The sequence below is a fragment of the Parajatrophihabitans canadensis genome (genome assembly GCF_053764775.1).
The window spans coordinates 2,084,461-2,110,688 of record NZ_CM132445.1 but is presented as its reverse complement, the minus strand read 5'-3'; the positions used below and the strand labels follow the sequence as shown (position 1 = coordinate 2,110,688).

Genomic DNA, 26,228 nt, shown 5'->3' with positions numbered 1-26,228 from the left:
CCCAGCGGATCGTTCAGCTGCCTCGAAAGTATTGGTCGTCGCTACCTTAACCCCGGGCGGCGGGTTAATGAAAGAGCCAATTTCAAGGAACCGTCTGGTAGCCGTTGTATCGAGCTCCGAGTCAGATCTGCTCTGGCGCGTCGACCTGCAGTACCCCGGGGATCGCCACCGTCTTCGACACGGGGAGATCGACGTACCGCGGTCCGCGCAGCAACGAGGCCGCAGCACCTGCGACCGCAAGAGTCGCCGCCGCTGCAAAAACGATGATCAGACCGTGGTGAAACGGCCCAGAAATGAGGTGCGGGAAGAAGTGTCGGCCGGTGAGTAGATCAACGTTTACCTGGGGCAAGGTCGACAGAACCCCGGTTGGCGCTAGCAGATGCTGCATAGGGTTGACGCCGAGAAAGGCAGCGAACAGCGACGAAACCGGTGGTAGCTGAGCGACCTGCTGCGCGACCGCGGTCGGAACGCCCTGCTGTTGCAAGCCCGTAGTAAGCGTGTGGGGCAGCGAGTCCGCCAGCCCAGCGATCATGAGGGAGAAGAAGATTCCGATCGAGAGGGAGGTTCCCGAGTTTTGGAAGGTAGATCGCATACCGGAGGCCGCGCCGCGCTGATCTGCGGGCACGCTGCTCATGATGGCTGATGTGTTCGGAGCCGAGAACATGCCGCTGCCGATTCCGTTGAGCGCGATCAATACGGCAAACTGCCAGTACGGAAAGTCGATCGGCAACAGCATCAGGCCGATGAAACTGGCTGCGAATACCAACATTCCAGACGTCGCGAAAGCCCTGGCGCCGAATTTGTCCGAGTAATATCCGGCCACCGGCCCGGCAATCAAGACGCCTATCGTCAGCGGGAGCAGGAAAATGCCGGCCCACAGCGGGGTGTCTGCATAGTCGTAGCCGTGCAACGGCAACCAGATGCCCTGCAACCAAATGATGAGCATGAACTGCAGGCCGCCGCGCGCGATCGAGGCGAAAAGGCTGGCCGCGTTTCCGGCGGCGAAGGCCCTGATCTTGAACAAGGCGAGGTTGAACATGGGAGAGGCAACCCGGCTTTCGATCAACCAAAACGCGACCAGAAGTGCGATTCCAAGGATCAAGCCACCGGAGACTCGCGGATTGAACCACCCCATGGCGTGGCCACCGTGCGGCTGGATGCCAGCGGCGATAGAGGCGAGCAGCAGCGTCGTCCCCAAAGCGAACGTCACGTTGCCCCACCAGTCGATCTTGGCCGGGTGACGTTCGCCGGAGTCGCGCAAACTGCGGTAGGCCCATATCGTGCCGAAGATCCCGACCGGCACGTTCACCCAGAAGACTGCGCGCCAGTCCCACGCCGCCAGTATGCCGCCGGCGACCAGACCAATGAATTGGCCGGCCAGGGCTGCAATCTGATTGATGCCAAGCGCAAGTCCCCGCTGATCAACCGGGAAGGCGTCGGTGATGATCGCAGCGGAGTTTGCAATCAGCATCGCACCGCCGACTGCCTGCACAATGCGCCAGGCGATCAACCACAGAGCGCCGTGCGCGCCCTCGAACGGATCGAATGAGAGCATGATCGAAGCGAAGGTGAACACCACGAAGCCGGCGTTGTAAATTCGCACCCGGCCGTACATATCGCCCAGCCGGCCCAACGTGACCACCAGCACCGCCTGCACGAGCAGGTAGCCCATGATCATCCACAGCAGATAGCTGATATTGCCGGGTGCTAGCGGATCAAGGTTTATGCCACGAAAGATCGCCGGCAGCGAGATGATCACAATTGAGCCATCGAGCGTCGACATGAAAACACCGAGTGTGGTGTTGCTCAAGGCGACCCACTTGTATCGATCGTGAGCGATCGCCGGCTTGGTCGCTAGGTCACTAGACATGAGCTGCACTTTCAAGTGAGGCCTGCTTCGCAACAGGCGGGGCCGCGAGTTCGATGGGCGTGATGTTCGTCAAAGGGCCTGCGCCAGACGTTCGAGCAGCGGCGCCACGGCTAGCAGCTGCTTGCGTTCGGACTCAGTGAAATGGCTGGCCAGCGCCTGCGCCATCAGTTCGGTGCGCTCCCGGCGCCTACCAAGCAAGGTTTGGCGACCGGCCTCGGTAATAGAAAGCACGACGCGTCGTCCGTCCAGGGCATCCGGTCCTCGAGACACAAGTCCTTTGGCCTCCAAACCAGCCAGCGTTGCGCCCATCGACTGGGGGCTGATCTGCTCAAAACCTGCCAGCACAGTCGGTGTCGACGAGCCGTCGCGGTCGAGTCGAGCGAGCGCCGAAGTCTCCGGCAGGCTGAGCTCGCCGTCGACGTGGACCTGTCTCATGCGGCGGAACATCAACCCGAGACTGGCACGCAGCGCACCCGCCGTACGGGCGATGTCATCCACCGTCTCAGTCACGATGCGAAGGCTAAACTAATAAGTTTCTCCTTGCTAGATCGCCTACTGCGCGCCCGTCTCTGCAATCGAGCTCTTCGCGTGCGTGGCTGGTGAAAGTGGCTCCGTGAGGTGTGCCACAGCCGCTGTCGTCGCCCGCTTGGGTCAACGCTTGTCGACGCTGGCCAACGCTGGTCAACGCCGAGACTCTCAACGTGGACTCGCTATCGTGGCCGATATGAGACCCCGGGTTTCCGTCCTAGACGACTATCAGAGTGTTGCGCTTTCGAGTGCGGATTGGTCCGAGGTCGAGGCCGCGTACGACATCGACGTCATTACCGAACATCTCCACGATGCCGGAGACCTCGTTCGACGCCTGCGCGACACTCAGGTCGTCGTCGCGATGCGAGAGCGCACAGCATTCTCGGCGACAACTTTGGCCTCGCTACCAGAACTACGGCTGTTGGTGACCACGGGCATGGCGAACGCATCGATAGATATCCCTGCCGCCCGTGCCCACGGCATTACCGTGTGCGGCACCGGGGGCGCGGGCAACTCAATGCCGGAACTGACCTTCGGGATGATGATTGCCCTATCGCGACACTTCGTCGAAGAGGACCGCAATGTGCGCGCCGGCCGCTGGCAGGAGACCATCGGCCCCGGACTGTCCGGGCGCACTTTGGGAATCGTCGGGCTCGGTCGGCTCGGAAGTCGAGTAGCCGTCCTCGCCCAGGCCTTCGGCATGGCCGTGACGGCGTGGAGTCCGCATCTGACGGCCGAGCGCGCGGCGGCGGTTCCCGGCGTCCAGGCCGTGACCAAGGAGCAGTTGTTTGCCGGGTCCGACTTCGTCTCAATACATATGGCCCTGACCGACACAACGCGTGACCTCATCGGCGCCGCCGAGCTGGATCTGATGGCTCGGCACGCATTTCTCATCAACACAGCTCGCGGACCGATCGTGAACGAGACGGCCCTGGTGAGCGCGCTTGAACGTCAATCCATCGCCGGAGCCGCGCTCGACGTATACGACATTGAACCTTTGCCCACAGATCATCCGTTGCGCACGATGCCGAACACATTGCTGCTACCCCACATCGGTTACGTCTGCACGGAGGCATACCAGACCTTCTACGCCGACGCTGTCGAGGACATCGTCGCATTCGGCGCGGGCGCTCCCGTTCGTGAACTCGCCTGAGGCCTGCCTAGCAGAACTCGTCTAGTTCCCGAGACTTGTCTGGTTACCGCGGCTCGTGTCGATCGGGGAGAAGACATCTACGTTCCGTTGACTAGGACGCGCCACACAGCACATCGCTGCCGATCTGACCCCAACCTGGTCGTGCGAGCCCGTCGCTCAACATGTACAGGACGCGTTCTTGTTACCGTGCGGCATGGCACGCTTCAGGCACGACCTGCACCACGGCTACGACACTCATATTGTCGCGGCCGGTAAGGAGCAGGCTTTTTGGATCCTGGTGTCGTTTCTGATCACGTTCATCTTGGTCCGCGTGATCACGCACGCTATCCGAGCTGGTCATGGCCCGTTTCGCAACGTCAGCGTGGGCGGCACTCACCTGCACCACCTGGTGCCGGGCATCCTGTTGCTCATCGTGACCGGCTACCTTTCCAACGCCTTGCACCTGCGCGAAGCACGAACCGTGGTGGCGATCTTCTTCGGGATCGGGGCCGCGCTGACGCTGGACGAGTTCGCGCTGTGGCTACATCTGAAGGACGTCTATTGGTCAAAGCAGGGTCGTCGATCGGTCGACGTGGTGGTGATCTGTGCGGCGGTCGCTGGTCTGGTGGTCTTGGGTGAGAACTTCTGGCGCGACGTCGGCCGAGCGCTAGGCCATCTGGTTTGACGCCTTTGCCGCCGTGGTGTCAGCGGTGCTCGCGCCTGTCCATGCGTTCGAACATCTTCTCTCGCCTTCGAGCTGTGCCGCGAGAGCGTTGCGCCGTTGAGCGCTGCTCACGAACTCGTTCGCCCGTACCCACCGGATAGCCAGCTTTCACAAGGCGGTGCTCGGTGGTCTCGACGATGTAGCCCAGCGCGAAAATGAAGCCCATCACCAAGCCGCCGAACGCGCTCATCGCTCGTATCCAGAAGGGTCCCGGGACGAAGACCAAGATGCCGGCGACGACGGGCGCCATCTGCAATAGCGATCGAACCACTTGCCTGAGTACCCAGGTCTTACCAGTCGTGTCCATCCACACCCAGCCACGGTTGCGCTCGGGCAGACCAGCGCCGTATGCATAGGCCAACCAACGCCATGGCGTTGGCCGACGGATCGCCGGAACGGAGACGTGTTCAGATTCAGTCACAGTTATTCGAGCACCCATCTCAACGGCCTTCATATAGCAGGTACACTAACAGTTAGTGCACTCATTAATTGTACGCCTGACCTTCGGCTCGTTGAACAGCCGCCGCTGCCAGCCTGAGGAGACCGACCTATGCCCAACAAGACGATGCCCAACAAGACGTTGCTCGACAAGACGTTGCCCGACAAGACGATGCCCACCAAGACGATGCCCGACGATTCGCTTGCACTCGAGCGGCAGGTCTGCTTCGCCTTGGCCGTTGCCAACCGCAGTGTCCTTGCCGTTTACCGACCGCTCCTTGAGCCGATGGGCCTCACGCATCCGCAATATCTGGTCATGCTCGCGCTCTGGGGCGAGACGCCCATGACGGTAAAGGACCTTGCTAGCGCGTTGCAGCTGGATCCCGCGACACTTTCGCCGCTGCTCAAACGTCTTGAGGCCGCAGCGCTGGTCACTAGAACCCGCAACGAGGCAGACGAGCGCCAACTCCGTATCGAACTCACGCCTGCTGGAAAGCGGTTACGCAGCCGGGCCGAGCAGATCCCCGCTCAGGTAGTGGAGAAACTCGACGTGACGATCGCCGAACTTGAGACCCTGCATCAGGTGCTGACACGCATCAACAAGGCCGCTGTCGCTTCCGGCCTGAAGCGAGACGACTGGACGTAACCGCGGAGCACTTGACCGCATGCGGTGGGAGCATGGGGTTATGTCGAACCGAACAGAGAGCGGTAGCGCCGAGTGCAACGCCGAGCGCGGCCAGGTCATCGAGATACTGGGCGACGCGAATCAACTCCCCGAGTGGGCGCCTGGTTTCGCTGACTCGGTGCGCGGTGACGCCACGTCTGGATGGGTGATAACCAAGGCTGGGAGAGAGTTCTCGGTCAGCGTCGATGCGCACCCGGAGGCCGGCACGGTGGATTACGTTCGCGAAGTCGCGCCAGGCGTGCTGGGCGGCGCATATCTGCGGGTGATTCCGCGTCCAGGCGGCGGCAGCGTCATCGTGATGACCCTGCCGATAGCCTCCGGAGCGCAACCAAATGAGGTCAAAGCCACGCTGCATGACGAGTTGACCGCACTCGTTGCCTTGGCCGACGCAGGCTGAGCGAATCGCCACCCATCCTCCGAATCGCGTAACACCTGGCATCGTAGGGATGCCGGGTGTTACACGATTCGGGCCGTCAGACTCTCTTGACTGCGGCCATGATCAACTGCGCATAACTGGCCGCACCAGCAGGATTTAGATGGAGGCCGTCGCCGTAGAACCATGCGGGGTGTGAGCCGCCGATTGAATTCCAGTCAACTAGCCGTACATTGCTGAATTGATGGGCAGCTGTTCGGATCGCTCGATTGTTCGGATCTTGCCAATCACGTGCTACCCGATCGGTTACCAGAACGACCCGAGCCCGATCACGCAGCATCGACAACGTCGACGACAGTTGCGCCGGATTGATGACACCATTGTTGCCGGTGTGGATCACGACTGTCGGAGCGAGCTGGCCAGTCCGATGCAAGGCTGCGATCTCGTCGAGGACAACATAGGCCTGCCGACCTTCGACGGCGTCAACTTTTACCCGGCCATCTAGCGCGAGCAGGGCGCTTGTTGCCCCGAGAAGAACCGAGTCCCCGAAGGCGCTGACGACGGGCAGCGCGAGGCGCTCTGCTGTACTCGGAGCAAGACGATGAGGTGGCGCCCCGGGACGCGTAACCGGCTGCCGAGCCGCGCTCGAGTTGACCCGCGGATGCGCGGGAGTCGAAGGCAGCGAACTGCGGATGTCGGGCGCCAGGGTCGATGCCGACGACGGGCGGTCGCTGCGCGCGTTCAGCGTGCCGGCATTGGCATTTCCCGCGTTGGCAGTTACTGCAGCACCCGCGGACAGGGTGAGCACAGCGACGCAGATGAGAGCGGTTGCGCCGGCAAGGAGCCCATGCGCAACGCCCGGACCCGGAGCCGGCCGATTGAGCGGCCCCGCTGGTCTGGATGTGATCGGAGCTGGCCGCTCAGTCGACATCCTCGAGGCGGTGACGATGACACCCTCGGGCTCGGCGCTCCCACTGCTGCGAATCGAATCTCGGCGTCGACTCACCGAGCGTAGTGGGCGCTCCACGAAGCGATAGCTTGCCGCACCAAGGACGAGGATCAGGCCGAGTCGAGCAGCATCGATTAGCAGCACCGGACCGTGCAGATCGATGCCCGGACGGGTCACCACGACCACCGGCCAGTGCCACAGGTAGATCGAATACGACCGCTCCCCTACCCAACGCATTGGCTGCCGATCGATGATCGGCCCAAGCGCCCCTCCGCGACGCACGACAGCGCACACGACGAGCACGGTGAGAGCCGAGATGCCCAGAAAGCCGCCTCGGTACAACCCCGGTGTGTATTCGTTCAGATGCCTGAACTGCCAGCACAGCACCACGAGACCGAGCAATGCCATGGAGTCCGTTGCCCAAATAGGCGCCCGCCGAGCGCGGGTGAGATCCGCGGGCGTTCGAAACGACCGCAATACGAACCAGGCTCCCGCCGCCGAGCCGAGGAACAGACCCATGCTATGAGTGTCCGTCCCGAAATAAACGCGCGATGAGTCGCTGACGTAGGGAACCTCCGTCCGCACGGCAAGGATTGTCATGGCGAAGGTTGAGGCTAAAGCGAGGATGAATGCGTTCACCCCCACCAGGCGAACAGCCGACGCGACCGAGCGCTTGCGACGCCCGCGACGGGATCTGACCGCAAGCAGAAAGACAGCGACCGACCAAAGCAGGTAATACTGCTCTTCGATGGCCAGCGACCACAGGTGCTGCAGCATGGGCGGCCTGCCGGTCGAGACGAAATAAGACTGATGAGCAAAAATCAACCACCAGTTTGTGACGTATCCGAGACTCGAGGCGACGCTTGCGTGCAGTGTCGAACGCTCATCACTCCACACCAATGAACTCGCTATGACAGCGACCAGTAGTACGGCCACAGCCGGGAACAGTCGTCGCGCTCGGCGCGCATAGAAGCGTCCGAGCCGCAGCCGCTCGCTGTCGACGATCTCGAGAAGCAGCAGCCGTGTGATCAGAAAACCACTGATCACGAAGAACACGTCAACCCCGAGAAAGCCACCAGGCAGCAGAGCTGAGTCCAGATGAAACATCACCACGGCCGCGACCGCGAGACCACGGAGACCATCTAGCCCGGCAAGTCGATTGGTGGGTAGCGCAGGGCCGATGTCGGATCCCTCCGCTACGACCGTCATCCGGCAACTCCCCCTGTGACCTGCACATCCGCGCCCGGCAAAGCCGTTGACGGCAGGTCGGATGTAACTCGCTGCCGTCAACGGATGCCGAAAACCCGAGGAATTTGCGCTCCTGGCGGACCGGCGTTTACGCCAGTCCAAAAATCGGCAAGACGCTGACTTTATACCCTGCCCGTCGAAGCACGAGGACGTCACGCCCAACGGCGTGCGGTGAAAGTCGGCACAGCCTCTATTCGAGGGATTTCGTGTTCGAAGCGGGATTGGCTTCACCTGCACTACCGATCCCGCCGCGGACGGAGTCAAAGATCGCGAGCCCCTGGCTGACCAAGCCGGCTGCGATCTCGCCGAGGCCGTCGGAGCCGTTCAAGACCGTGACGTTCGCCTTGGAAAGACCCTGTGCCGCCTCGCGCACGATCATCGGCAACTGTTCGATGAGCAACTGGTCGAGCGCGACCCTGTTGTTTGACGACGCGGCCTCTGCCTGGATCCGCGTCTTTTCTGCGTCGGCAAGTGCAAGTACGCGGATACGCTCAGCCTCGGCCTCCGCGGGCTTGACGACCTCTGCGACGAGCTGCTGCTGCCGCAGGGCCGCATTGCGGGTAGCGAGCTCGGTCTGAGCCGCGAGCACTTCGCGCTGGGCTGTTGCCTGCGCGAGCGGCCCAGCCTGGCTTGCCTCAGATTCCGCGGTATCGACCTCGGCCTTGGCCTTTGCCCGCACGATGGAGGTTTGGCGAGTGAACTCGGCCTGCGCACGCTGAGACTCCTGCTCTGCTTGGGCCGCTGCCTGGTTGGCCTTCGCAATAGCGACCGAAACTTCCGAATCGTATTGAGCCTGCACGATGCTCGTTTGCCTCGTGAACTCGGCCTGCGCTCGTTGCGATTGCTGCTCTGCTTCAGCTGCGTCCTGATTTGCTTTGGCTTGCGCGACTGAAACCTCGGCGGCGAGCTGGGCTTGCACGATCGTCGTCTGCCGTTGATATTCGGCCTGCGCGCGTTGGGACTGCTGCTCGGCTTCGGCCGCCGCCTGGTTCGCCTGGGCCTGGGCGATCTGCGCTTGCCGTTGTATCGCAGCGTTGTGCGGCGCGGCCATCGCCGTTATGTAGCCCAGCTTCTGATCATCAATTGACTGGATTTGAAACGCATCGACCGTCAATCCGATCTTCGCCATCTCGATCGCGGATCCGTCCAGCACCGCTTCGGCCAGCCGTTGGCGTTCCGTGACGATCTCTTCAACCGTCATCGAACCCACGATCGAGCGCAGGTGACCGGAGAAGATGCGGCCTACCAGCACCGACATCTGGTTCTGATCGGAGAGAAACCGCTGACCAGCGTTGACGATGCTCTCCGTGTCGTTGCCCACCTTGAACGCGATGACCGCCCGCACGTTCAACGCGATGCCCTGTCTGGTCACACAAGCCTCGGTCACTTCGGCCTCGGCCATCGACAAGGAAAGAAACCGGGCCTTCCGGAATAGTGGCAAGACGAATGCCCCGTGACCTGTGACCACCCGGAACGGTGCGTCCCCGTCGTTGCCCTTGCCTCCGGAAATGAGCATTGCCTCGTCCGGCTCAGGCACCTTATATCCAAACATGAAACCGCTTCTTTCTTCTTACCTCGGCACACCGAGTAGACAGTCGACCGCTCGGGGCGAGCAGGACGAGTTCAATCCATACCCTCCCACCGCACGACCGTGACCGTGCGATGCGGATGGGTATCGATCACAAGGACCCGGGTCCCGACCGCCAACGGCGTCTCGGACAGGGCGATGAAGCGCTCGGTGCCGCCTCGAATCGAAACCTGAACCTCGCCGGGACCGTCCTCTCCGCGGCAGGGCAAAGTGAGCGTTCCAACTAGGCCGATCACCGGGTTCCCACGTAGCCAAGAATATCTCGCGAGCCCGTTCAGGGCTCGGGAATGCACGAAGTCCTTCGGTACTGCTAAACCTCGCCGAACTGCTAAACCCGCCGACCGAATCGTGTAACGCTCGGCACCCGTGGGGTGCCGAGCGTTACACGATCCGGGTCCTTTTGCGGGTGGATTACGGAATGAGGACGATCTTGCCCCGCGTATGCCGCTTCTCCAGTTCGGCGTACGCCTGCTTTACCTCGTCGAGGGAAAAGGTCGCCGCGATCGGAAGCTCGATCTGGCCGGAGGCTACAAGCCCGGCCATCTCGGCGAGCACCGCTGTTGTCGATGCGTCCGAGCTACCCTCGGTTTTGGCACCGTACTCACGCGCAGCGTCCCACGAGATGATGGTTTCGATCCGCTCGGGTGCGATACCGAGTTCAGCAGCAAGATGCACGTATTCGGGGCCAAAGAGGTCAATGAAAGCATCGATGCCTTGCGGCGCCACTGCCCGCAAGCGATCCGCCAACGCCTTTCGGCTCTCTACATCCGCACCGCCTTTGGGGTAGCTCACAGGCGTAACGCCATGTTCAGTCAGCCAAGCGTGATTCGGCTCCGAAGCGATGCCGATGACGTTCGCGCCCTTGATCTTCAACAGCTGCACCACCAGTGAACCGACGCCTCCCGCCGCAGCGGATACGACCACCGTGTCACCGGGCTTGACCGAGACCGCTCGCACTGCGGCGTACGCGGTCACCGCCACGACGTACATCGATCCGGCGACCTCCCATGGCATGTTCGGGGGCTTGCTGATGAGCTGCTCGACCGGCACGGTGACGTACTCGGCGTGACTCGAACGCCGGTCGGACCAGCCCAGCACCTCATCCCCGACCGAGAACTCGGTGACGCCCTCGCCAACGGCATGGACGACACCGGCAAGGTCGCTGCCCTCGCCAGAAGGAAACGTGCTCGGGAAGATAGCCTCGAGGTATCCGTTTCGGATCGATGCCTCTCCTGGATTGATGCCCGCTGCCGCCACCTTGACAACAACCTCGCCTGCCACGGCGGCTGGTACGTCTACGTCCGCGACGTATAGGACGTCCACATCGCCGTACTTGTCGAACCGCACTGCCTTCGCCATCGGAAACTCCGTTTCGTCGAGGACGTCAGATGCTCTGTCCTAGTCCCAGCGGTGCCGGGCGGACACTTTATTCCGCTCATGGCAAGCCTGCCTGTTTCTCGGCGGGACCTGTACGCGGCACATTCCGCTGGCTGCAGTCGGCTGCGAATACGAGCTCTTGCGTCTCGCTAGTGATACTGCAACTATGAGCGAACTCACTTGAGATGCCTGATGTTGCGGTAACAGAGGCCCCGGAGGTGTCATGACCGCCGTCGAACGCGAGCCAAAGACAGCAGACTCCAACGCAGTTCTGAATCTCACAGAAGTGGCGCGGGTCGAATCACCGGCGCTCTGGCACTTCGACAATTTCGATCGGCTGCGCGAGCAGGCCCCGATGCATCGCGGTGACGCGCTAGGCCACGAGTTCTGGCTTGCCACGCGGATGGAAGACATTCGGGAGGTGTACCAAGATCCGAGCGTCTTCTCCAACCACCTCGGCGGGCTGCACGTCCCCGATCCGGAGTATCTCTGGATTCCCGAGATGCTCGATCCCCCACTCCATACGGCCTGGCGGCAGCTGCTCGGCGGCCTGTTCTCGCCGGGTGCCGTAGCGAAGTTGGAGCCTCGCGTCAGAGGCAGATTTGTCGAGATTCTCGACGACATCGCCGAACGCGGCGAGTGCGAGTTCATTCAAGAAGTTGCATTGCTGTACCCCAATGTGATTTTCATGGAGCTCATGGGTTTGCCCGTGGAAGATGCTGCCCAGTTCCAGATCTGGGAAACCGAGATCCTCCACCTGCCGCCGACTGAACTCGAACGTTCCATGGCTGCGATGGGCCAGGTCAACGCCTATTTCGCCGACCTGATTGCCGACCGGCGCAAACAGCCGAAGCAGGACATCGTCACGATCGCCTCTGGCTGGGAAATCGACGGCAAGCCGGTTACCGACGACGACCTGCAGTCGCTGTTCCTCCTTCTATTCATGGCGGGCCTCGATACCGTCGCCATGCAGCTCTCTTACTCCTTCATGCATTTGGCCACCCATGACGAAGACCGGCGCAGAATCGTCGCGGACCCCGCTCTCATCCCGGGCGCAATCGAAGAGTTTGTGCGGTACTACTCATTCGTTACGCCGGCCCGCAAGGCGCTCACCGATACCGAGATCGCCGGCTGCCCGGTTAAGGCGGGGACCTCGGTTTGGCTACCGCTGGTGTCGGCGAACCGTGATCCTGCCGAATTCCCCGACGCCGACAAGGTAATCATCGACCGGCAGGACAACAGGCATATCGGATTCGGCGCCGGACCGCATCGCTGCCTGGGCGCCCATCTGGCGCGCCAAGAGCTCAACATCGCGCTGGAGGAATGGCACAAACGCATTCCTAACTACCGTCTCGCGCCCGGTGTCGAGATTCGCGAGCACGGTTCCAACCAGATTGGCTTGAACAATCTGACGCTCATGTGGGACGTCTAGCAAGTCCCGGCCCTGTATCCGCCATTGCTCTATCCCTGCGACCCGCGGTGGGTTAACTTACTCGGGTATCTCCTAGCTCGGCGAACACCACGAGTTGGTCCTCGATCGTTACTCGCTTCATAGGGAATGGTGAACGACGCATGGGTGGACCCTTGAACGGCTTGAGGATCGTCGAGATCGGCACCAGCTTGACGATTGCCCAATGCGGGAATCTCTTCGCCGATCTCGGAGCCGAGGTCATATCGATCGAGCCACCCGCGGGTAGCGAGTTGAGAGCCATTCCTGGCTTCCGCTTCCTCGGACGGGGAAAGAAAAGCATCGCGCTCGATCTTCATAACGCAGTCGACGCCGACTGCGCTCTTCGGCTTGCAGCGGGCGCCGACGTCGTGCTGGCCTCACTTCGGCCCAAGGCCTTGGCGAGGTTTGCTATCGACTACGAATCCGTCGCAGCTGTTAACCCTCGCGCCGTCTACGGCTCAGTGACCGGCTGGGGCCGGTCCGGGCCGATGCGAGACACCAAGGGCTACGAGGGTCTGATCATGGCCAAGATCGGCGCGAACGTCGCCCATCAGCGCATGGTGCCGCGACCAGGGCCAGCTTTTCTTACCGTTCCGTTCGCCTCGTGGAGTGCGTCTCAAACTCTGCTGCAGGGAGTGTTCGCAGCCCTTCGTGAGCGCGAGACTAGCGGCGTGGGCCAACTTGTGGAGACGAGCCTCGCACATAGCCTCGGTGGCCTTGATCCGTGGAATCAGGTCAATGCGCTCCTGACCCAACGCTATCCCGATGCCTTTTCCAGCGCGTTGCCCATCGCCGCGGACGGAAGTCCGAACTCCGCTTTCACCTACAAATTGCTCGTTGCCGTCACGAAGGATGGTCACTGGCTTCAATTTTCGGAGGTTCAGCCACGCCTGTTCGATGCCTTCGTTCGCGCCGCTGGCTTCGAGTGGATGAAACAAGACCCTGAATGGTCCGAATTTATCCTCTCGTGCATCAACACGGTGAACATCCCCGAAAGTGCGAGCGCGGCCAAACGCTTCCAGTTCTGGGACATGCTGCTGGCCGAGGTGCGCAATCGCACGCTGGCAGAGTGGCAAGCGGTCTTTGACGACGATCCAAATGTCTTCGCCGAGGTATTCCGCCGCGGCACGGCACTCCTGCATCACCCGCAACTGGCGGCTGAAAACCAAACCATCGTGCTTCAGGATCGCAGACATGGCGATGTCCTACAGCCAGGCCCACTGATCCGATTTAGTGAAACTCCCGCGCAGCTGGGCGCTGATGCGTCTGAGCTCGACGAACACGGCACCGAACTGCGCGCTCGTGCCGGTGAGGTCGAACTCCAACCTGCCCCCGCGCCTGCAGCTCCTACCGGGCTGCTGCCGCTGTCGGGTGTCACTATCTTGGAACTTGGAACGTTCTACGCCGCGCCCTATGGGGCCACCGTGTTGACCGATCTTGGCGCCAGGGTGATCAAGATAGAGGTGATTGACGGCGATCCGATGCGGAAGCAGCAACCGTTTCCCGAGTCCGGTGCGATCAAGGTCTTACAAGGCAAGGAATCGGTGGCGCTCGATTTGGCTGCGCCTGAAAGCAAAGAGATCTTGCAACGCATCGCGAAATCTTGCGATCTCGTGCTCTGCTCATTTCGCATGGGTGTAGCTGACCGTCTCGGCGTCGGCGCAGACGACCTGCACCGAGTAAACCCCCAGATCATGTATCTCGATGCGCCCGGCTTCGGTATTCGTGCGCCGTACGGAAATCGCCCTGCATTCGCACCGACGATCGCGGCGGGCAGCGGGATCGCCATGCGCAACGCTGGCGCGCTGATTCCTGAAGGAGTGCCAGACGACTTCGATGTGATCCGGGCGCGTGCTCTGCAGCTGCAGGCTGCCGGCGGAAGCTCAGCTGCCCAGCCTGACGGCGTCGCCGCACTGGCTGTCGGAACCGCGCTCGCTGTCGGCGCCTACCTGCAAAGCAAGGGACTCGGCGGTCAGCGGATGCTCACGACGATGCTGCAGTCCTGTGCTCATTGCCTCGCCGAGGACATGGTGGAGTACGCAGGACGCTCGCAAGCACCGACCGCTGACGCTGGCGCACACGGCCTCAGCGCTCTGTACCGTCTGTATGAAACAGCGCAAGGATGGGTGTTTCTTGCCGCGCCTTCGCCTAAGGAATGGGAACCGCTCGTCAAGGCTCTGGCCGATCAGGTCGATCTGAGTGCCGATAACCGCTTCGCGACCTCGCAATCGCGGATCGAGCACGACGCAGAGTTGGCCGAGACATTGAGCCTCGCCCTGCGTGCTCGAACCGCACACGATTGGGAGAAGGATTTGCTTGCGCAGGACATCGGCTGTGTGGTGGTCGAAGACCGGCCGGTCGAACAGATCTTTATGGGTGAGTTGGCGGAGAGCCAGGGGTGGCTGGCGACCGTCGACAGCCCGATTCTCGGAGAGTACCCGCGTTTGGGGCCCTTTAACACGTTCTCCAGGTCCGCGACTGTCGCCACTGTTGGCAGCACGCTGGGGCAACACACAGCGCCGGTACTGCGCGAACTCGGGTATACCGCCGAAGAGATTGCCGATCTCGCCGAACGGGGCGTCGCACAAGTCGGCTGATGCTCCCAGCCGTTCGGTGAAGACGGCGAAGGCTGCCGCGAAGGCGAGGACGAAGTGGCTGGTGTGTCGATTTGCTCTCACTGCCCTCCCGTACCCGAGCCTCCGGCGTAGATTTTTTCCATGGCCAACCAGTTGGAATTGCATCCGGCACATGGACCACACGAGCCGACAACCGGTACTCCACGCCGGCGCCCTGGCTCAGTCAGAAGAACGTCGACCATCGACTCGCTGCGCAGCGGTGACCTCGATCGTCGCGTCAGCCTCGCCGGCCGTGCGCGCGATCTCATTACGCATATGGACGGAACCACCACAGTTGCTGGCTCGGCGAGGATGGCGGTGGACATCGCCTATACCGGTGGGCCGGTTGTGCAGGAGATTGAGACCACCCCTCATGTAGTTGGCGTGGAGAACCTCATCGGACGAATAGCCAGCGCGGGCTTTCGAGCGGCTATCGATGCCGACACAACTGCGGCTCACGGCGAACTGATCTACCTGCTGCTAGACGACATCCCGGTTGCAACGCTGGTCTCGGGTTACGCAGTCGGACACGCGGTCAAGCGTGGCGATCTGACGCTTACCGCGTTGACGACCATGCGAGCACCCGGACCACCGGCGCACGGTCCCAACATGTGTGCTGGATTCCAGGTCGGCGGCACCATCATGAATGCCCTTGCCGATGGCGGCGGCCACGCCTTGGTCACCGGCCCGGTCGCAACCGAGATCGTCGATGCCGACGACACGATTGGCTGGCATGAATTCCCTGGGCCGTTGCGCCCGGATTCGATGAGACGTTGGCGGCGAGCCGACCTCTGGAAGAACGAAGATGGCCTTTTGGAGGTCGACACGTTCTTCCGGGACAGCCACTTGGCCAGCGATGGTGTCGAGACGATCATTCACGAATACACCGTGGCTGCCGTAATCGATCCCGTCGAGATGCGAATCCTCGAATGCGAGGCCACTCCCCGTGTGCTGCCCTGGCAGGAGTGTCCGCAGGCGGCCGGAAGTGGTGCCCGCTTAGCGGGGATGGCGGTCTCGGGGCTTCGGGCGCAAGCCCGCGCGGAGTTGTTGGGCATCACAGCCTGTACGCACCTGACCGATCAGCTGCGAGAGATCGAAGACGTAGCCACTCTGCTGGCCTTACTGCCAAGCTGAGATTGCCACGGGCAGTCACGGCGGTTCAGGCCTTTCAGGCCTTGGGGAACGGTCAGCCGGCAACGACAGCCTTGCTGCTTTGCAGCGTCTCAATCCGATCTGCTGAGTAGCCAAGCCACTCAAGGATCGGAACAGTGTGCTCACCGATCGCGCAAGGATTGCCGGCCACTGTGTTGGAGCGAGAGAACCGCACGAGTGGCGCCAGCCGCGGAATCTCATCGAGCACTGCATGCTTGCACGTCGTCACGAAACCAGAGAGGTCGCCCAGACTTCCTGGATCCAGAAAATGGGCTTCTACGGGACCGCGCATTACCTCCACGCATGCGACGTCGACGGCAGTTAGTCGCGATTCCCACGTACTAGCAGGCAACGTCTGGAAGATCTTCTCCAGCGTAGAAATGAGGTCTGCTTCATTCTGTGTCCGCGCGGCCGCGTCGATGAAGCGGGGATCCTCAGCGATCGGAAAGTCAACGGCGAGAGCTGACGCCAAACGGCTCCACTCGCGCTGAGAAGGAGCAGCCAGAAATACCCAACCATCAGCTGCCTCGTAAAGACGGTAGAGCGCACCGATTCCGTAGAGCTCGGCATCGGCAGTGGGCGCGGCCGGTCGACCATCGAAACGCACCATCTGCTCGGAAAGCGCATGGGTAGCCGTCGAAAGCATGGTGGCCAACATGCTCTGACCACCGAAGCCGAGGCGTCGGACGAGCAGACCGAGACTCATTACGGTCCCGACAGTGACCGCGGCGTAACCATCGGCGTTACCGACTCCCATCACGCCGTAAATCAGGCGGACAGCTTGCTGCTTGATCTCCTCGAGCGACATCCCGACCCCGTCGCTGATCGCCGCAGGAGCATTTCGATCGACCAGACCCGCGGCCGCGCCGATGGTCGGCGCATAGGCCGGACGGTGGCCGCACGGCCCGTCCGGGCCATAACCAGGCGCGGTGACATAAACAAGATTCGGATTCACCGCGCGAAGAGTGATCGCGTCCAAACCCAACCGCTCAGCCACTCCGGCGCGGAAGGACTGCAAAACGACGTCCGCCCGGCGGACGAGATCAAGCACGATCTCGTGCCCTTGAGCGGTCGCGATATCTACCGCGATGCTCTCCTTGCCAACCAATGCCTTGATACCGGCAACATCGGGAAACGGGAGCATGTTGCGCATCGGGTCACCGGCCGGCTCCTCGATCTTGATAACCCTCGCACCGTAGTCGGCGAGCAACGTGGCGCCGAAGGGCGCAGCGTAGTAAGTGCCGAGCTCGAGAACCGTGAGCCCCGATAGCGGCGCGCCCGACGCGCCGGGCTCAGGCGAACCGATATCGGCATCACCACACCGGTCGAGCCGACCAGCCACCAATTGACGAATGGGTCCGGAATGCTCGTTGCGGCGAGGCGCCGGACAACCCAACTGCGCCGGCGTCGAATCCATCCGGACGACGGCCGCCGGCTGGAGCACCGGACCTCGTTCAGGATCCTCTATCTGGACGACCATGCGGTTCCAGATCGTCTGTGGATGATCGAGAACCTCGTTGTTGCGTCGGAAGGTCTCCGCCCAAACGTTTGGATTCTCATCGAACAGCCGCTGCCACTCGGCGAGCGGTTTCGAGTTGACGGCAAGCAGCAGGTGCTCCCAGAAGGCCTCCCGCTTGGCCGGATCGTCAAAGTTGGGCGCTCCGGCCCAGTCTGGATCCGACAACATCCAGCCGAGCCCCAGCGTCTGCATCATTGCTATGAACAGCCGGTCGACCACCTGAGAAAACTGCAGCCAATGGCCATCTGAGGTCATTGCGATCAGCAGGCGAAACGACAGGCCGCCCGTAGGCACGCCATTCTCGACGACTGGGGTCTGACTGAAACCACCCTGAAAACGTTGGGCAACTACACGGGAAAACCAATTGAACGTATCGTGAACGGTGAGCCCCTGAGCGATGCTGGTCTCGACATGCTGGCCAAGTCCGCTGTCTGCACGTTCGATCAATGCAGTCAACACACCTTGCAGCGCAAGTTGCGTAGCCGGGAAGGATCCATACAGTGCAGAGGGAAACGCCGGCCGCGACGGGTTGGCTCCGCCGGCCATGCCGGCAACTTGCCACAGCACGCCGGTCTTGGCCATGATCACGCCTTCGTAGCCTTGCAGCTTCGTGTGCGGCCCCACGCTGCCAAAACCAGAAAGCGACGCGTACACGAGCCCCGAATTCCGATTTCGCAACGCCTCGTAGCCGAGGCCCAAACGGTCAGCAACCCCCGGGCGAAACGTCTCGATCAGCACATCGCTGACGTCTGCCAGCGCAAGGGCCGTCGACAGGTCCGTCGCATCTTTAAGGTCTAGCTCGATGCTTCGCGAGCCTCTGGCCCAGAACGGCCACGCCGCCTGAGTGCGCAAGGCGCTCCCGCCTGGCGGTTCGATGTGGATTACCTCGGCTCCAAAATCGGCCAGGAGTTGGCCGGCCTGAATTCCAGGCTGTGTAGGCGAAAGCAGCATCACTCGGATGCCCGTGAGTGGCCCGCTGGTCGGGACGTCAGCGTAGCCGGGCGTGATCGAGTCGCTGGCCGTCGCACTGCTTTCACCCATATGGACGCCGATCTCCTTACAGTAGCGGCGGTTCGACCCCACGATTTGGTCGACGACGCAATGCCAGCGCAGCTGCCTCGACTTCGTGCGGAATGTGCCGACCTGGCACATAATCGCCAGGCGTTGTGCCTAGACCGTGCCTGAAACGAAAACTAGATCGATCCTCAAATGCTGTCAAGGACTGCACCTTCCGACCGTGGTCGTCTATTGACAACGATGCTTTCAAAAATTACGGTGTATAGCGGCGAGCGCGTTGCCGGCCCGCTTACCTCGCCGTGATTACGTCGCGGGGACTCCTCTTCGAGGTTGGGAGAATTGGCTTGTCGATCACAGATAAAGCTGCGATTGTCGGTATTGGTACAACCCCGTTCTACAAACGCGGCCAGTCCGGTGATCAGACCGAACTCGAATTGATGGTCAAAGCAGCGACAGTGGCGCTGGACGATGCAGGGCTGAAACCGCACGATGTCGACGGTTTCTCCTTCTACGCCGGAGGCTTTGACGCCGGAATGCTCGCGACGGCGTTGGGGATCAAAGAGTTGCGCTACTCGACGATCATGAGCGGTGGCGGCGGGGGATCCCAAGGAACAGTCGCCAATGCGGTCGCCGCGGTAGCGGCCGGGTATGCCGACGTCGTTCTGTGCAACAAGGCCTGCTTTTCGGGAGGACCGGTCGGCGTCCGCCGCGGCCAGCCGCGCGCTCGGACGGGCATTGTCGGCGGCGGTGTCGCCGATTGGGACTACTACCACCCATATGGATTGATGTCACCCGGCCAGTCATTCGCGTTGATGGCCCGCAAGCATATGGATAAGTTCGGCACGACCACACGGCATTTCGGCGAGGTCGCCGTCTCGACGCGCTTTCATGCGAGCCGGAATCCGAATGCGCTGCATCGAAGTCCAATAACCCTGGAAGATCACGAGAACTCGCGGATGATCGCCGATCCGCTTCGCCTGCTCGACTACTGTCTGGAGACCGACGGAGGAACGGCGGTAATCGTCACCTCGGCCGAACGGGCCAAGGATCTAAAGCAAAAGCCTGTCTACGTCATGGGTGCTGCGATGGGCGGCCCCGGGCCATTTGGTCAAGGCATCTTCTACCACCAGATGCCGGATGAGATCTATCACTGGTCTGGACACAAGCCCGTCGCCGACCGAGTCTATGCAATGGCTGGGGTTGGTCCCGGTGACATCGATGTGGCCGAGATGTATGACCACTTCACCCCGCTGGTCATCATGCAACTCGAGGAATACGGTTTTTGTGGCGAAGGCGAAGGTGGCCCTTACGTCGAGAACGGCGGTATCCAATGGGGCAACGGCCGGATGCCGGTCAACACGCACGGCGGCAACCTCTCCGAGGTCTACTTGCTCGGCCTCACCCACACAATCGAAGGGGTGCGCCAGCTGCGTGGTACCTCGACTTCTCAGGTTCCCGATGCCGAGATCGCCCTTATCACGTCCGGGCCTGGCATCCTTCCCACGAGCGCGCTCATCTTGCGTAACTGAGGCCGTATCGAGCCGGCGCAAAATTCGCGCAATCAGAACCGCCAGCCGAAGGGACTTCAGCCGATGACCATCAACACCGACAACTACCTCCCAGCCGACATCGCAATCAGCTTTCCGGATAAGTACTCACAGGAATACTGGTCACGTACGGCGAAGGGCGAGCTGGCGTTTCAGCGCTGTGCGGTGTGTAAGACGTTTCGCCATCCCGCTGGACCGATGTGCCCGAACTGCGCCGCGTTCGAAGACGAATGGATCGCCGTTGCTGGCCGCGGCAGCGTGTACACCTTCACCATAGTGACCCATGCCGTACATCCAGCGCTCACCGCAAGCGTCCCGTTCAACGTCGTGCTCGTTGAGTTTCCTGACGCGCCTGGCGTACGGCTGGTGACGAATCTGATCGACACCGAGGCTGAGGACATCACCATCGGCATGCCAGTTGAGGTGATCTACGAACAAACTCCGAATATGACGTTGCCGAGGGTAAAACGCCTCGTCACGTAACCGGAGGGTCCGTGACGGCCGACCAGGGTTATCGGAGAGCAAAGGAGCGCGGACGTCTGGCCGACCCTGCCCGAAAGCCGAGCAAGAGTCACCGAGTCACCGGGTCACCGAGTCACCGATGGCGAGTCGGACGAAAAGACCGGCACGGTATAACTACCTCTGAGGAGCGCCGGCCTCAGGGCTCTCCATCGGCGGGGTTCAGGTTCGAACTTGACGTCGCGGCATCCGGATCATGTGCGGGGTCCGGAAAGCGGCGGAGTTCGACCGTCTCTGTCGCCGTGTCGAGGATTGCGTAGGAGACAAGCCGCGAAGTCGGATCCCGCGATTCTCCCAACGAGCCAGGATTGACGACCAGCGTGCGGTGGTAACGCTCGGCCATAGGCACATGCGTATGGCCGAGCAGCAGAATGTCCGCGTCCAGCTCCGAACAACGTTCCAAGATCGTCGAGCCCGCATAGAGGTATTCGTTGAACGGGGCAAACGGGCTTGCATGCACCATGCAGATCTTCTTGCCGTCGGCGACAATGTCCAGGCGCATCGGCATTGAGCGGAGGTAGGCGATATTTGTCTCCGACGCGTCCGGGCGCGGTTTGGAGGTTCCATACTTCAAGAAGCCGAGTTCATGATTTCCGAGCACAGACCGCAGCCCTTCCTCACGAGCGCGGTCGATCACTGCATTGGAGAACTTGTACTCATAAATGAGGTCGCCCAACAGGAGGATCTCATCGACGTCCGGCTTCAGCTCTGCCAAGGCCCTGTCGAAGGCAATGGCATTGCAGTGCACGTCAGAGATCAATCCGAATCTCATAGCCACCCGCTCTCGAGCTCGGCCGGCTACCACATCGCCTCGGGTGACTGCGCCAGTTCTCGGCTGGCCGGCGCTCAGTCAAGTCGTCGCAAAACGGCGTTGACTGGACCTTCTTTGGCGACGTCATCTGAGTACCAATGGCTGCCGTCCGAGGCGGTAACGAGCAGTCGATCAGCGATGGCTGGATCCCAAGTCGCCTCCCGCATGTAAAGCGGTGGTGCCATGAAGTAGGAGCCACTCGACAGTGGCCGACCGTCGCGGACAAGCACCTCGAAGCTTGGTGTCCCCAAGACCTCTTCGTCGTCCGCGATCTCGATTTCGCGTAGTTCCATTTTGCTCAGACCTATTTCGTATGTCGGTTCGCGGCTGCCGGGGCCCTCAACAGCAGTGCCCCGGCACCTGACGATTTGCGTACCCGAATATCAGAACTCGTCCGCTGGTGGTGCGCCGACCTCGGGGAACAAGTCTTGGAACGCGCCGACGGTGATGCGCTTACGCACCTCTTCGGGCTGATCGTCGAACAGCTCATGCAGCGTCTTCTGAGTGTGTCCGTAGGTGCCTTCGAGGTGCGGGTAGTCGCTACCCCACATGACGTTCTGCCAGCCCATGTTGCGCATTGCCGGGATGGCGGTGACATCGTGCTGGAACGAGGCGTAGACCTGATCGAAGATGAACTGCAACGGCGGCTTGGACAGCTCGGGACGAACATACATTCCGTGCTGGCGATACCCTTCGTTCATACGATCGCCCAAGAACGGACCCCACGCCGCACCGCCCTCTGAAACGAGCACCTTGAGGTCTGGATGCCGGTCGAGCGCGCCGGAGGCGACCATCTGCATCGTCGCGATCTGGCCGCCGAACGTGGTGTAGGTGTAGTTCAGTACAGCTCCGCCCGGACCATGGAAATGCACACCGGTCTGCTTGTCGGCGTCGAGCGGCTCCGTGCCGATGTGGAAAGCGAGCACCATGTTGTTGGCCTCGAGCGCGGTCCACAGCGGGTCCCAGTTGTCTACGTAGTTGTACGGCTTTTGCCCCGGCGGTGGTGCTGTGGGAAGAAAGGCCGCGCGAAAGCCGAGTTGCGCACAACGCTCGACCTCGGCGACCGCGTCGTCGATGTCGAGCAATGAAAGGGACGCCGTCGGAATCAGGCGCGGTGAGGCCTTCATGATGTACTCATGTGCCCAGTTGTTCAGGGCCTTGACTCCCTCGCGCATGAGATCTGTGCTCTTGATCGAGCTGGCCCAGATACCGATCGACGGGAAGGTGACCTCGGCCCAAATTCCTTCCTCGTCGAGGTCCTTCAAACGCAGATGCGGATCGTTTGCACCGGGCGCGCGATTGTTGACGAGATCACCCATCGACTGCCCGTTCTTGCCCGGTCGCGGCATGTTGCGCTTGAATTGTTGGCCATCGACAGTGACGATCTCGTAGCCGTCGAACTTCTCGGACCTGGGCATTCTCTCCGCCAACGCCTTGGGCAGGCCGTTCTCGAACAGATCGGCTGGCTCGACGAAGTGCGAGTCACCCGAGTTCGCCCAGATTTTCTTGGGAATCATGTTGGTCTCCTGTGGGGGGACGAAATGTGACCGACGGGTAGCTGCCTTATAGCGCAACTACTTATACAGCGTAGAATTGATGTTAGTCAGCAGGGAGTTAACCCGCAAGAAGGTGCGGCTGACGGACGAGCAATCCGTCAGGCTCCTCGTGGTGTCTTCGATGTCGAAGTTGCCTTTGACGACGTGCCCTTTGTCGACGTTGCCGACGTTGTCGATTTCACGGTGGCCCGTCGTCGGACGGGGAGGACCTCGGCCGCCCTGGCCGTCGGGGGCGTGCCGTGCTTACCCTTGTTTGGTTCCTGACGATCGACGTGTGCAGACAGCATTAGCCGTAGACCCGCCACGATCACGTTGATGCCAAAGTCTCGATAGTCGGGCTTGTGCAGATCCGCCCAGTAGGGTTGTAGCTGCGCCAATGCCGGCCAGCTGGCCGGGGGCGCCTCCCGTCCGCCCCGCGCGTTGGAGCGCATCAGTCGCTGCTCCATACCCGCTCGACCAAGGCCGTAGGAGTGGATGACGCTGAACGCCAACGCGGCGCCGCGCTCGTCGAAGCCCGCGTCGAGAAATATCTCAATGTAGGCGTTGATCAGGCGCCAACCGTGCTCGGTAGGTCGCATTCCGAACATGACTGCATCGATACCGCGCCAGGTGGCCAAGACCGCGGAACTTCGGCCGTCCAGAATGCGCAGCCGCTCCTCCCACATGCCAGTGTCTGGCGGCGGAACAACGATTCCGGCCAGGACAGCATCGACGAGCAGTACCAACAGATCGTCCTTGTTACCCACGTGGTGGTAGATGGCCATCGGCGATACACCTAGCTCACGGGCGAGCGGACGCATACTGAGGGACTCGAAGCCATGCTCAAGCCCAAGTCGCAGGGCAGCCTCGACGATCTCATCGATACTCAGCGCCCGTGGCTGACCACCGGGGATCTCCGCAGCTCGTTCCACACCGATTGCGCCGTTCACGCGTGGCAAGACGATCACCCGCTTCTCATCCGCGTAACCGTCTGCACAGCGAACATCGCCAGCCGACGCCATCTTCGACCCAGGTCAGCGCATTATGTCACGCAGGCCCTAATACCCGGGCCGGCGCGAGGCCTACGCTGCCGTCCAGCACCGATATCTCTCAAGTATCTCTAACGGCTGAGGGTCGCCGAACGTAGCCGCCCGAAGGCGGGGTGCGCAGCGCCGCAGCGCGGTTGCGCACCCCACCCGCGTTACGCGCTGGTTGCCAAGGCCTCCTCCGGAGTAAGCCGACCGGGTTGCGCCGCTGAAGCGACGGCGGCCGTCCGAGCCGCGGAAAGGGGCTTCGCTGCCGGCAGCACAGGGTCGGCAGGCCGTTGGGTATGCCAGTCAGTCAGAGCCTGGTAGGCGGCCGCAACCTCCAACAAGCGATCTTCTTCGTACGGTCGGCCGCCGAGGATCGTTCCGACGGGCACCTTCGGGTCGACGCCGAGCGCTTCGAACCCGATCGGAAACGCAAGCTCGGGCAAACCGAGAATGTCGAACGGGACGGGCCCGGTCTGCAGCAACACATCGCAAGAACCCATGACGTCATCGAGCAATTCGCGCAACAGGTGGTGCTTGGCCCGCTGCCCGGTGACCCACTCGTCGCCGGACAGGAAGATGCCCTGCAGCCAACTGAGCAACGATACGCCGAACAGTTTGGGGTCCTGCTTCAAATAAGGCAGGAAGGGCTCCGCGCGCTCACTGAGGCGAATGTCGTTGAACCGGCCGGTCATGAGCGCCCAGTCGGTCGGGTAGGTCACGTCGACCACTGTGGCTCCCGGAATGTTGCCAAGGGTGTTGAGAAAGGTCTTGCGCAACGCCAGCACCGACGCATCGTTGGTGGTTAAGAAGTCCGGCGGCACTCCGATCGTGGTCTGCCGCCGTAGCGTCACTCTGCCGTGCTTGGTCACGGGCAGCGCCGACGTGATCAGGTCGGGCACTGCCGGCAGACCGAGCGTACGGACGTCGTTCGGGTCGGCACCGGCCATGATGGTCATCATGATCGCGGCGTCGAGAGCATCGCGGGCGAGCGGGCCTGAGTGATCGCGTGTGTATGAAAGCGGAATCACACCATAGATCGAGGTACGACCCATCGTCGGCTTCAGACCGGTGAGGTTCTGCTGATTGGACGGATTGACAATGCTGCCGCCCGTCTGGGTACCGATCGATGAACAGGCCATCCGACCGGCAACCGAACAAGCGGGACCAGTGGACGAGCCGCCAGGATCGACGCTGATGTCGCCCGGCGTCCAGGCATTTACGGTCGTGATCGTGCCGTTGGGCGTAGTGGCACGCGTCGTTGCCAAAGGGCCCATCTGTCCCTTACCGAGGACGATGCCACCCTCGTTCTTGAGTCGGGCGACAGAGGTGGCATCGTAAGGCGGAACAAAGTCCTGGTAGATGAACGAGTTCGCGGTCGTCTTCAGTCCGGCGGTGTAGTAATTGTCTTTGATACAAAGCGGGATACCCGCAAGCGCGCCGGTCAAGTGTCGATCCGCCGCCCTGGCCTGAGCTATGGCCTCGGCCGCAACCACGGTATTGAAAGCCTGATAGATCGCGTCGAAACGATTGATCCGATCCAGATGTGCCTCGACCAAGGTGGTGGCCGTCAGCTTGCGGGTTCGCAATAGGTTTGCAGCCTCGGCCAACGTCGCCTCGGTGGGGTCCTTCCTGGCGGCCGCTCGGACATCGACGTTAGGTATGACGACCTTGCGCGGCCTCGGCGCCCGAGCCGGCGACGCCGAAGCGGTTGTAGATTCGAGCACGACCGGCGCGGCGGCAAGGACCGCCGCTCCTGCCGTCACCGTGGCAGATCGGGCCAGGAAAACGCGGCGATTGATCTCCCGGCTCATTTCTCGGCCGCCCGTCCGGTCCAGGCCTCAGTGATCGATGGGTATTCCAGCGGGGGCGAGAGCTCCTGGCTGAGGGGCGTAGAGGCTGCGGCTGGACGCCAGGCGTTGATCTGCACTGGCGAACTGAGAACGAAAGACCGAAGCGAGGTCAGTACCTGATCTTGGGTGGGTGCCCCAGTGACAGGATCGGGTGTGGTGGGTAACAAACTTAGATCGATGCCGGACAACACAAGTCTGGTTTTGATGAAGGTGTTGAGTTCATCCGGGGTGAGCGTGGACGGATCCGCAGACATGCAGAGCTCCTCT

23 protein-coding genes are annotated in these 26,228 nt (G+C 61.8%); 9 read left to right on the top strand and 14 right to left on the bottom strand.

The annotated features are described in order from the left end of the window. Positions 1 to 121: 121 nt before the first annotated feature. A complete protein-coding gene (locus ACSMXN_RS10320; protein ID WP_051148822.1) occupies positions 122 to 1,870 on the bottom strand; it encodes an MFS transporter in 1,749 nt (582 codons plus the stop codon). A 69-nt stretch (positions 1,871 to 1,939) separates the two neighbouring features. Beyond that, the gene (locus tag ACSMXN_RS10315; protein WP_022912575.1) at positions 1,940 to 2,380 is read right to left on the bottom strand and encodes a MarR family transcriptional regulator; all 441 of its coding nucleotides are present in this window, start codon (positions 2,378 to 2,380) and stop codon (positions 1,940 to 1,942) included. 214 nt (positions 2,381 to 2,594) lie between these two features. Here ACSMXN_RS10315 and ACSMXN_RS10310 point away from each other — a divergent pair, with 214 nt between their 5' ends. Both ACSMXN_RS10310 and ACSMXN_RS10305 read left to right on the top strand, forming a co-directional pair. After that, positions 2,595 to 3,551 (top strand): D-2-hydroxyacid dehydrogenase family protein, encoded by a 957-nt coding sequence (locus ACSMXN_RS10310; RefSeq protein WP_027139265.1) that lies wholly within the window; start codon positions 2,595 to 2,597, stop codon positions 3,549 to 3,551. A 193-nt stretch (positions 3,552 to 3,744) separates the two neighbouring features. After that, positions 3,745 to 4,215 carry a hypothetical protein gene (locus ACSMXN_RS10305; RefSeq protein WP_051148808.1) on the top strand — a complete coding sequence of 157 codons (471 nt, stop codon included), beginning with the start codon at positions 3,745 to 3,747 and terminating at the stop codon, positions 4,213 to 4,215. A gap of 19 nt (positions 4,216 to 4,234) precedes the next feature. On the opposite strand, the gene ACSMXN_RS10300 is transcribed toward ACSMXN_RS10305, so the two are convergent. Then, positions 4,235 to 4,675 (bottom strand): DUF5313 family protein, encoded by a 441-nt coding sequence (locus ACSMXN_RS10300; protein ID WP_196811209.1) that lies wholly within the window; start codon positions 4,673 to 4,675, stop codon positions 4,235 to 4,237. A 189-nt stretch (positions 4,676 to 4,864) separates the two neighbouring features. Between ACSMXN_RS10300 and ACSMXN_RS10295 the strand changes: the two genes are divergently transcribed. After that, positions 4,865 to 5,338, top strand: coding sequence for a MarR family transcriptional regulator (locus tag ACSMXN_RS10295; protein ID WP_027139263.1), 474 nt, complete (start codon positions 4,865 to 4,867; stop codon positions 5,336 to 5,338). A gap of 40 nt (positions 5,339 to 5,378) precedes the next feature. After that, the gene (locus ACSMXN_RS10290) at positions 5,379 to 5,774 is read left to right on the top strand and encodes a hypothetical protein (protein ID WP_022912571.1); all 396 of its coding nucleotides are present in this window, start codon (positions 5,379 to 5,381) and stop codon (positions 5,772 to 5,774) included. Positions 5,775 to 5,850: 76 nt separating this feature from the next. Here the strand turns inward: ACSMXN_RS10290 and ACSMXN_RS10285 are convergent, their stop codons facing one another. From ACSMXN_RS10285 to ACSMXN_RS10270, 4 genes are all read right to left on the bottom strand, one after another. Next, complete coding sequence (locus ACSMXN_RS10285) at positions 5,851 to 7,908, bottom strand: acyltransferase family protein (protein WP_022912570.1); 2,058 nt, start codon at positions 7,906 to 7,908, stop codon at positions 5,851 to 5,853. Positions 7,909 to 8,137: 229 nt separating this feature from the next. Then, positions 8,138 to 9,499 carry a flotillin family protein gene (locus ACSMXN_RS10280; RefSeq protein ID WP_022912569.1) on the bottom strand — a complete coding sequence of 454 codons (1,362 nt, stop codon included), beginning with the start codon at positions 9,497 to 9,499 and terminating at the stop codon, positions 8,138 to 8,140. A 71-nt stretch (positions 9,500 to 9,570) separates the two neighbouring features. Then, positions 9,571 to 9,771 (bottom strand): hypothetical protein, encoded by a 201-nt coding sequence (locus ACSMXN_RS10275; RefSeq protein ID WP_027139262.1) that lies wholly within the window; start codon positions 9,769 to 9,771, stop codon positions 9,571 to 9,573. A 175-nt stretch (positions 9,772 to 9,946) separates the two neighbouring features. Further along, positions 9,947 to 10,894, bottom strand: a complete 948-nt coding sequence (locus ACSMXN_RS10270; RefSeq protein WP_022912567.1) for an NADP-dependent oxidoreductase — start codon at positions 10,892 to 10,894, stop codon at positions 9,947 to 9,949. Between the two features lie 241 nt (positions 10,895 to 11,135). Between ACSMXN_RS10270 and ACSMXN_RS10265 the strand changes: the two genes are divergently transcribed. The 3 genes from ACSMXN_RS10265 (at position 11,136) to ACSMXN_RS10255 (ending at position 16,111) form a co-directional block, all read left to right on the top strand. Further along, positions 11,136 to 12,344: a cytochrome P450 gene (locus ACSMXN_RS10265; RefSeq protein ID WP_022912566.1), complete on the top strand. Its 1,209-nt coding sequence runs from the start codon at positions 11,136 to 11,138 to the stop codon at positions 12,342 to 12,344. Between the two features lie 140 nt (positions 12,345 to 12,484). Further along, positions 12,485 to 14,959 (top strand): CaiB/BaiF CoA transferase family protein, encoded by a 2,475-nt coding sequence (locus tag ACSMXN_RS10260; RefSeq protein WP_022912565.1) that lies wholly within the window; start codon positions 12,485 to 12,487, stop codon positions 14,957 to 14,959. Between the two features lie 120 nt (positions 14,960 to 15,079). Continuing rightward, positions 15,080 to 16,111, top strand: coding sequence for a DUF2889 domain-containing protein (locus tag ACSMXN_RS10255; protein WP_022912564.1), 1,032 nt, complete (start codon positions 15,080 to 15,082; stop codon positions 16,109 to 16,111). A 52-nt stretch (positions 16,112 to 16,163) separates the two neighbouring features. Here ACSMXN_RS10255 and ACSMXN_RS10250 read toward each other — a convergent pair whose 3' ends face one another. Then, complete coding sequence (locus tag ACSMXN_RS10250; RefSeq protein WP_196811208.1) at positions 16,164 to 18,689, bottom strand: CoA transferase; 2,526 nt, start codon at positions 18,687 to 18,689, stop codon at positions 16,164 to 16,166. 320 nt (positions 18,690 to 19,009) lie between these two features. Between ACSMXN_RS10250 and ACSMXN_RS10245 the strand changes: the two genes are divergently transcribed. Both ACSMXN_RS10245 and ACSMXN_RS10240 read left to right on the top strand, forming a co-directional pair. Beyond that, the gene (locus tag ACSMXN_RS10245; RefSeq protein WP_022912562.1) at positions 19,010 to 20,194 is read left to right on the top strand and encodes a thiolase C-terminal domain-containing protein; all 1,185 of its coding nucleotides are present in this window, start codon (positions 19,010 to 19,012) and stop codon (positions 20,192 to 20,194) included. Between the two features lie 63 nt (positions 20,195 to 20,257). Then, on the top strand, positions 20,258 to 20,695 hold the full coding sequence (locus tag ACSMXN_RS10240) for an OB-fold domain-containing protein (RefSeq protein ID WP_022912561.1): 438 nt from the start codon (positions 20,258 to 20,260) through the stop codon (positions 20,693 to 20,695). Between the two features lie 175 nt (positions 20,696 to 20,870). Here ACSMXN_RS10240 and ACSMXN_RS10235 read toward each other — a convergent pair whose 3' ends face one another. The 6 genes from ACSMXN_RS10235 to ACSMXN_RS10210 form a co-directional block, all read right to left on the bottom strand. After that, the gene (locus ACSMXN_RS10235) at positions 20,871 to 21,503 is read right to left on the bottom strand and encodes a metallophosphoesterase family protein (RefSeq protein WP_022912560.1); all 633 of its coding nucleotides are present in this window, start codon (positions 21,501 to 21,503) and stop codon (positions 20,871 to 20,873) included. A 74-nt stretch (positions 21,504 to 21,577) separates the two neighbouring features. After that, complete coding sequence (locus ACSMXN_RS10230) at positions 21,578 to 21,835, bottom strand: hypothetical protein (RefSeq protein ID WP_022912559.1); 258 nt, start codon at positions 21,833 to 21,835, stop codon at positions 21,578 to 21,580. Between the two features lie 90 nt (positions 21,836 to 21,925). Continuing rightward, positions 21,926 to 23,059, bottom strand: coding sequence for an amidohydrolase family protein (locus ACSMXN_RS10225; protein WP_022912558.1), 1,134 nt, complete (start codon positions 23,057 to 23,059; stop codon positions 21,926 to 21,928). A gap of 137 nt (positions 23,060 to 23,196) precedes the next feature. Continuing rightward, on the bottom strand, positions 23,197 to 24,045 hold the full coding sequence (locus ACSMXN_RS10220; protein WP_196811207.1) for a TetR family transcriptional regulator: 849 nt from the start codon (positions 24,043 to 24,045) through the stop codon (positions 23,197 to 23,199). Between the two features lie 233 nt (positions 24,046 to 24,278). After that, positions 24,279 to 25,922 carry an amidase gene (locus ACSMXN_RS10215; protein ID WP_022912556.1) on the bottom strand — a complete coding sequence of 548 codons (1,644 nt, stop codon included), beginning with the start codon at positions 25,920 to 25,922 and terminating at the stop codon, positions 24,279 to 24,281. Beyond that, entirely contained in the window at positions 25,919 to 26,215 is a 297-nt protein-coding gene (locus ACSMXN_RS10210; RefSeq protein ID WP_022912555.1) for a hypothetical protein, read from the bottom strand. Before ACSMXN_RS10210 ends, ACSMXN_RS10215 begins: the two co-directional genes overlap by 4 nt. Positions 26,216 to 26,228 lie beyond the last annotated feature (13 nt).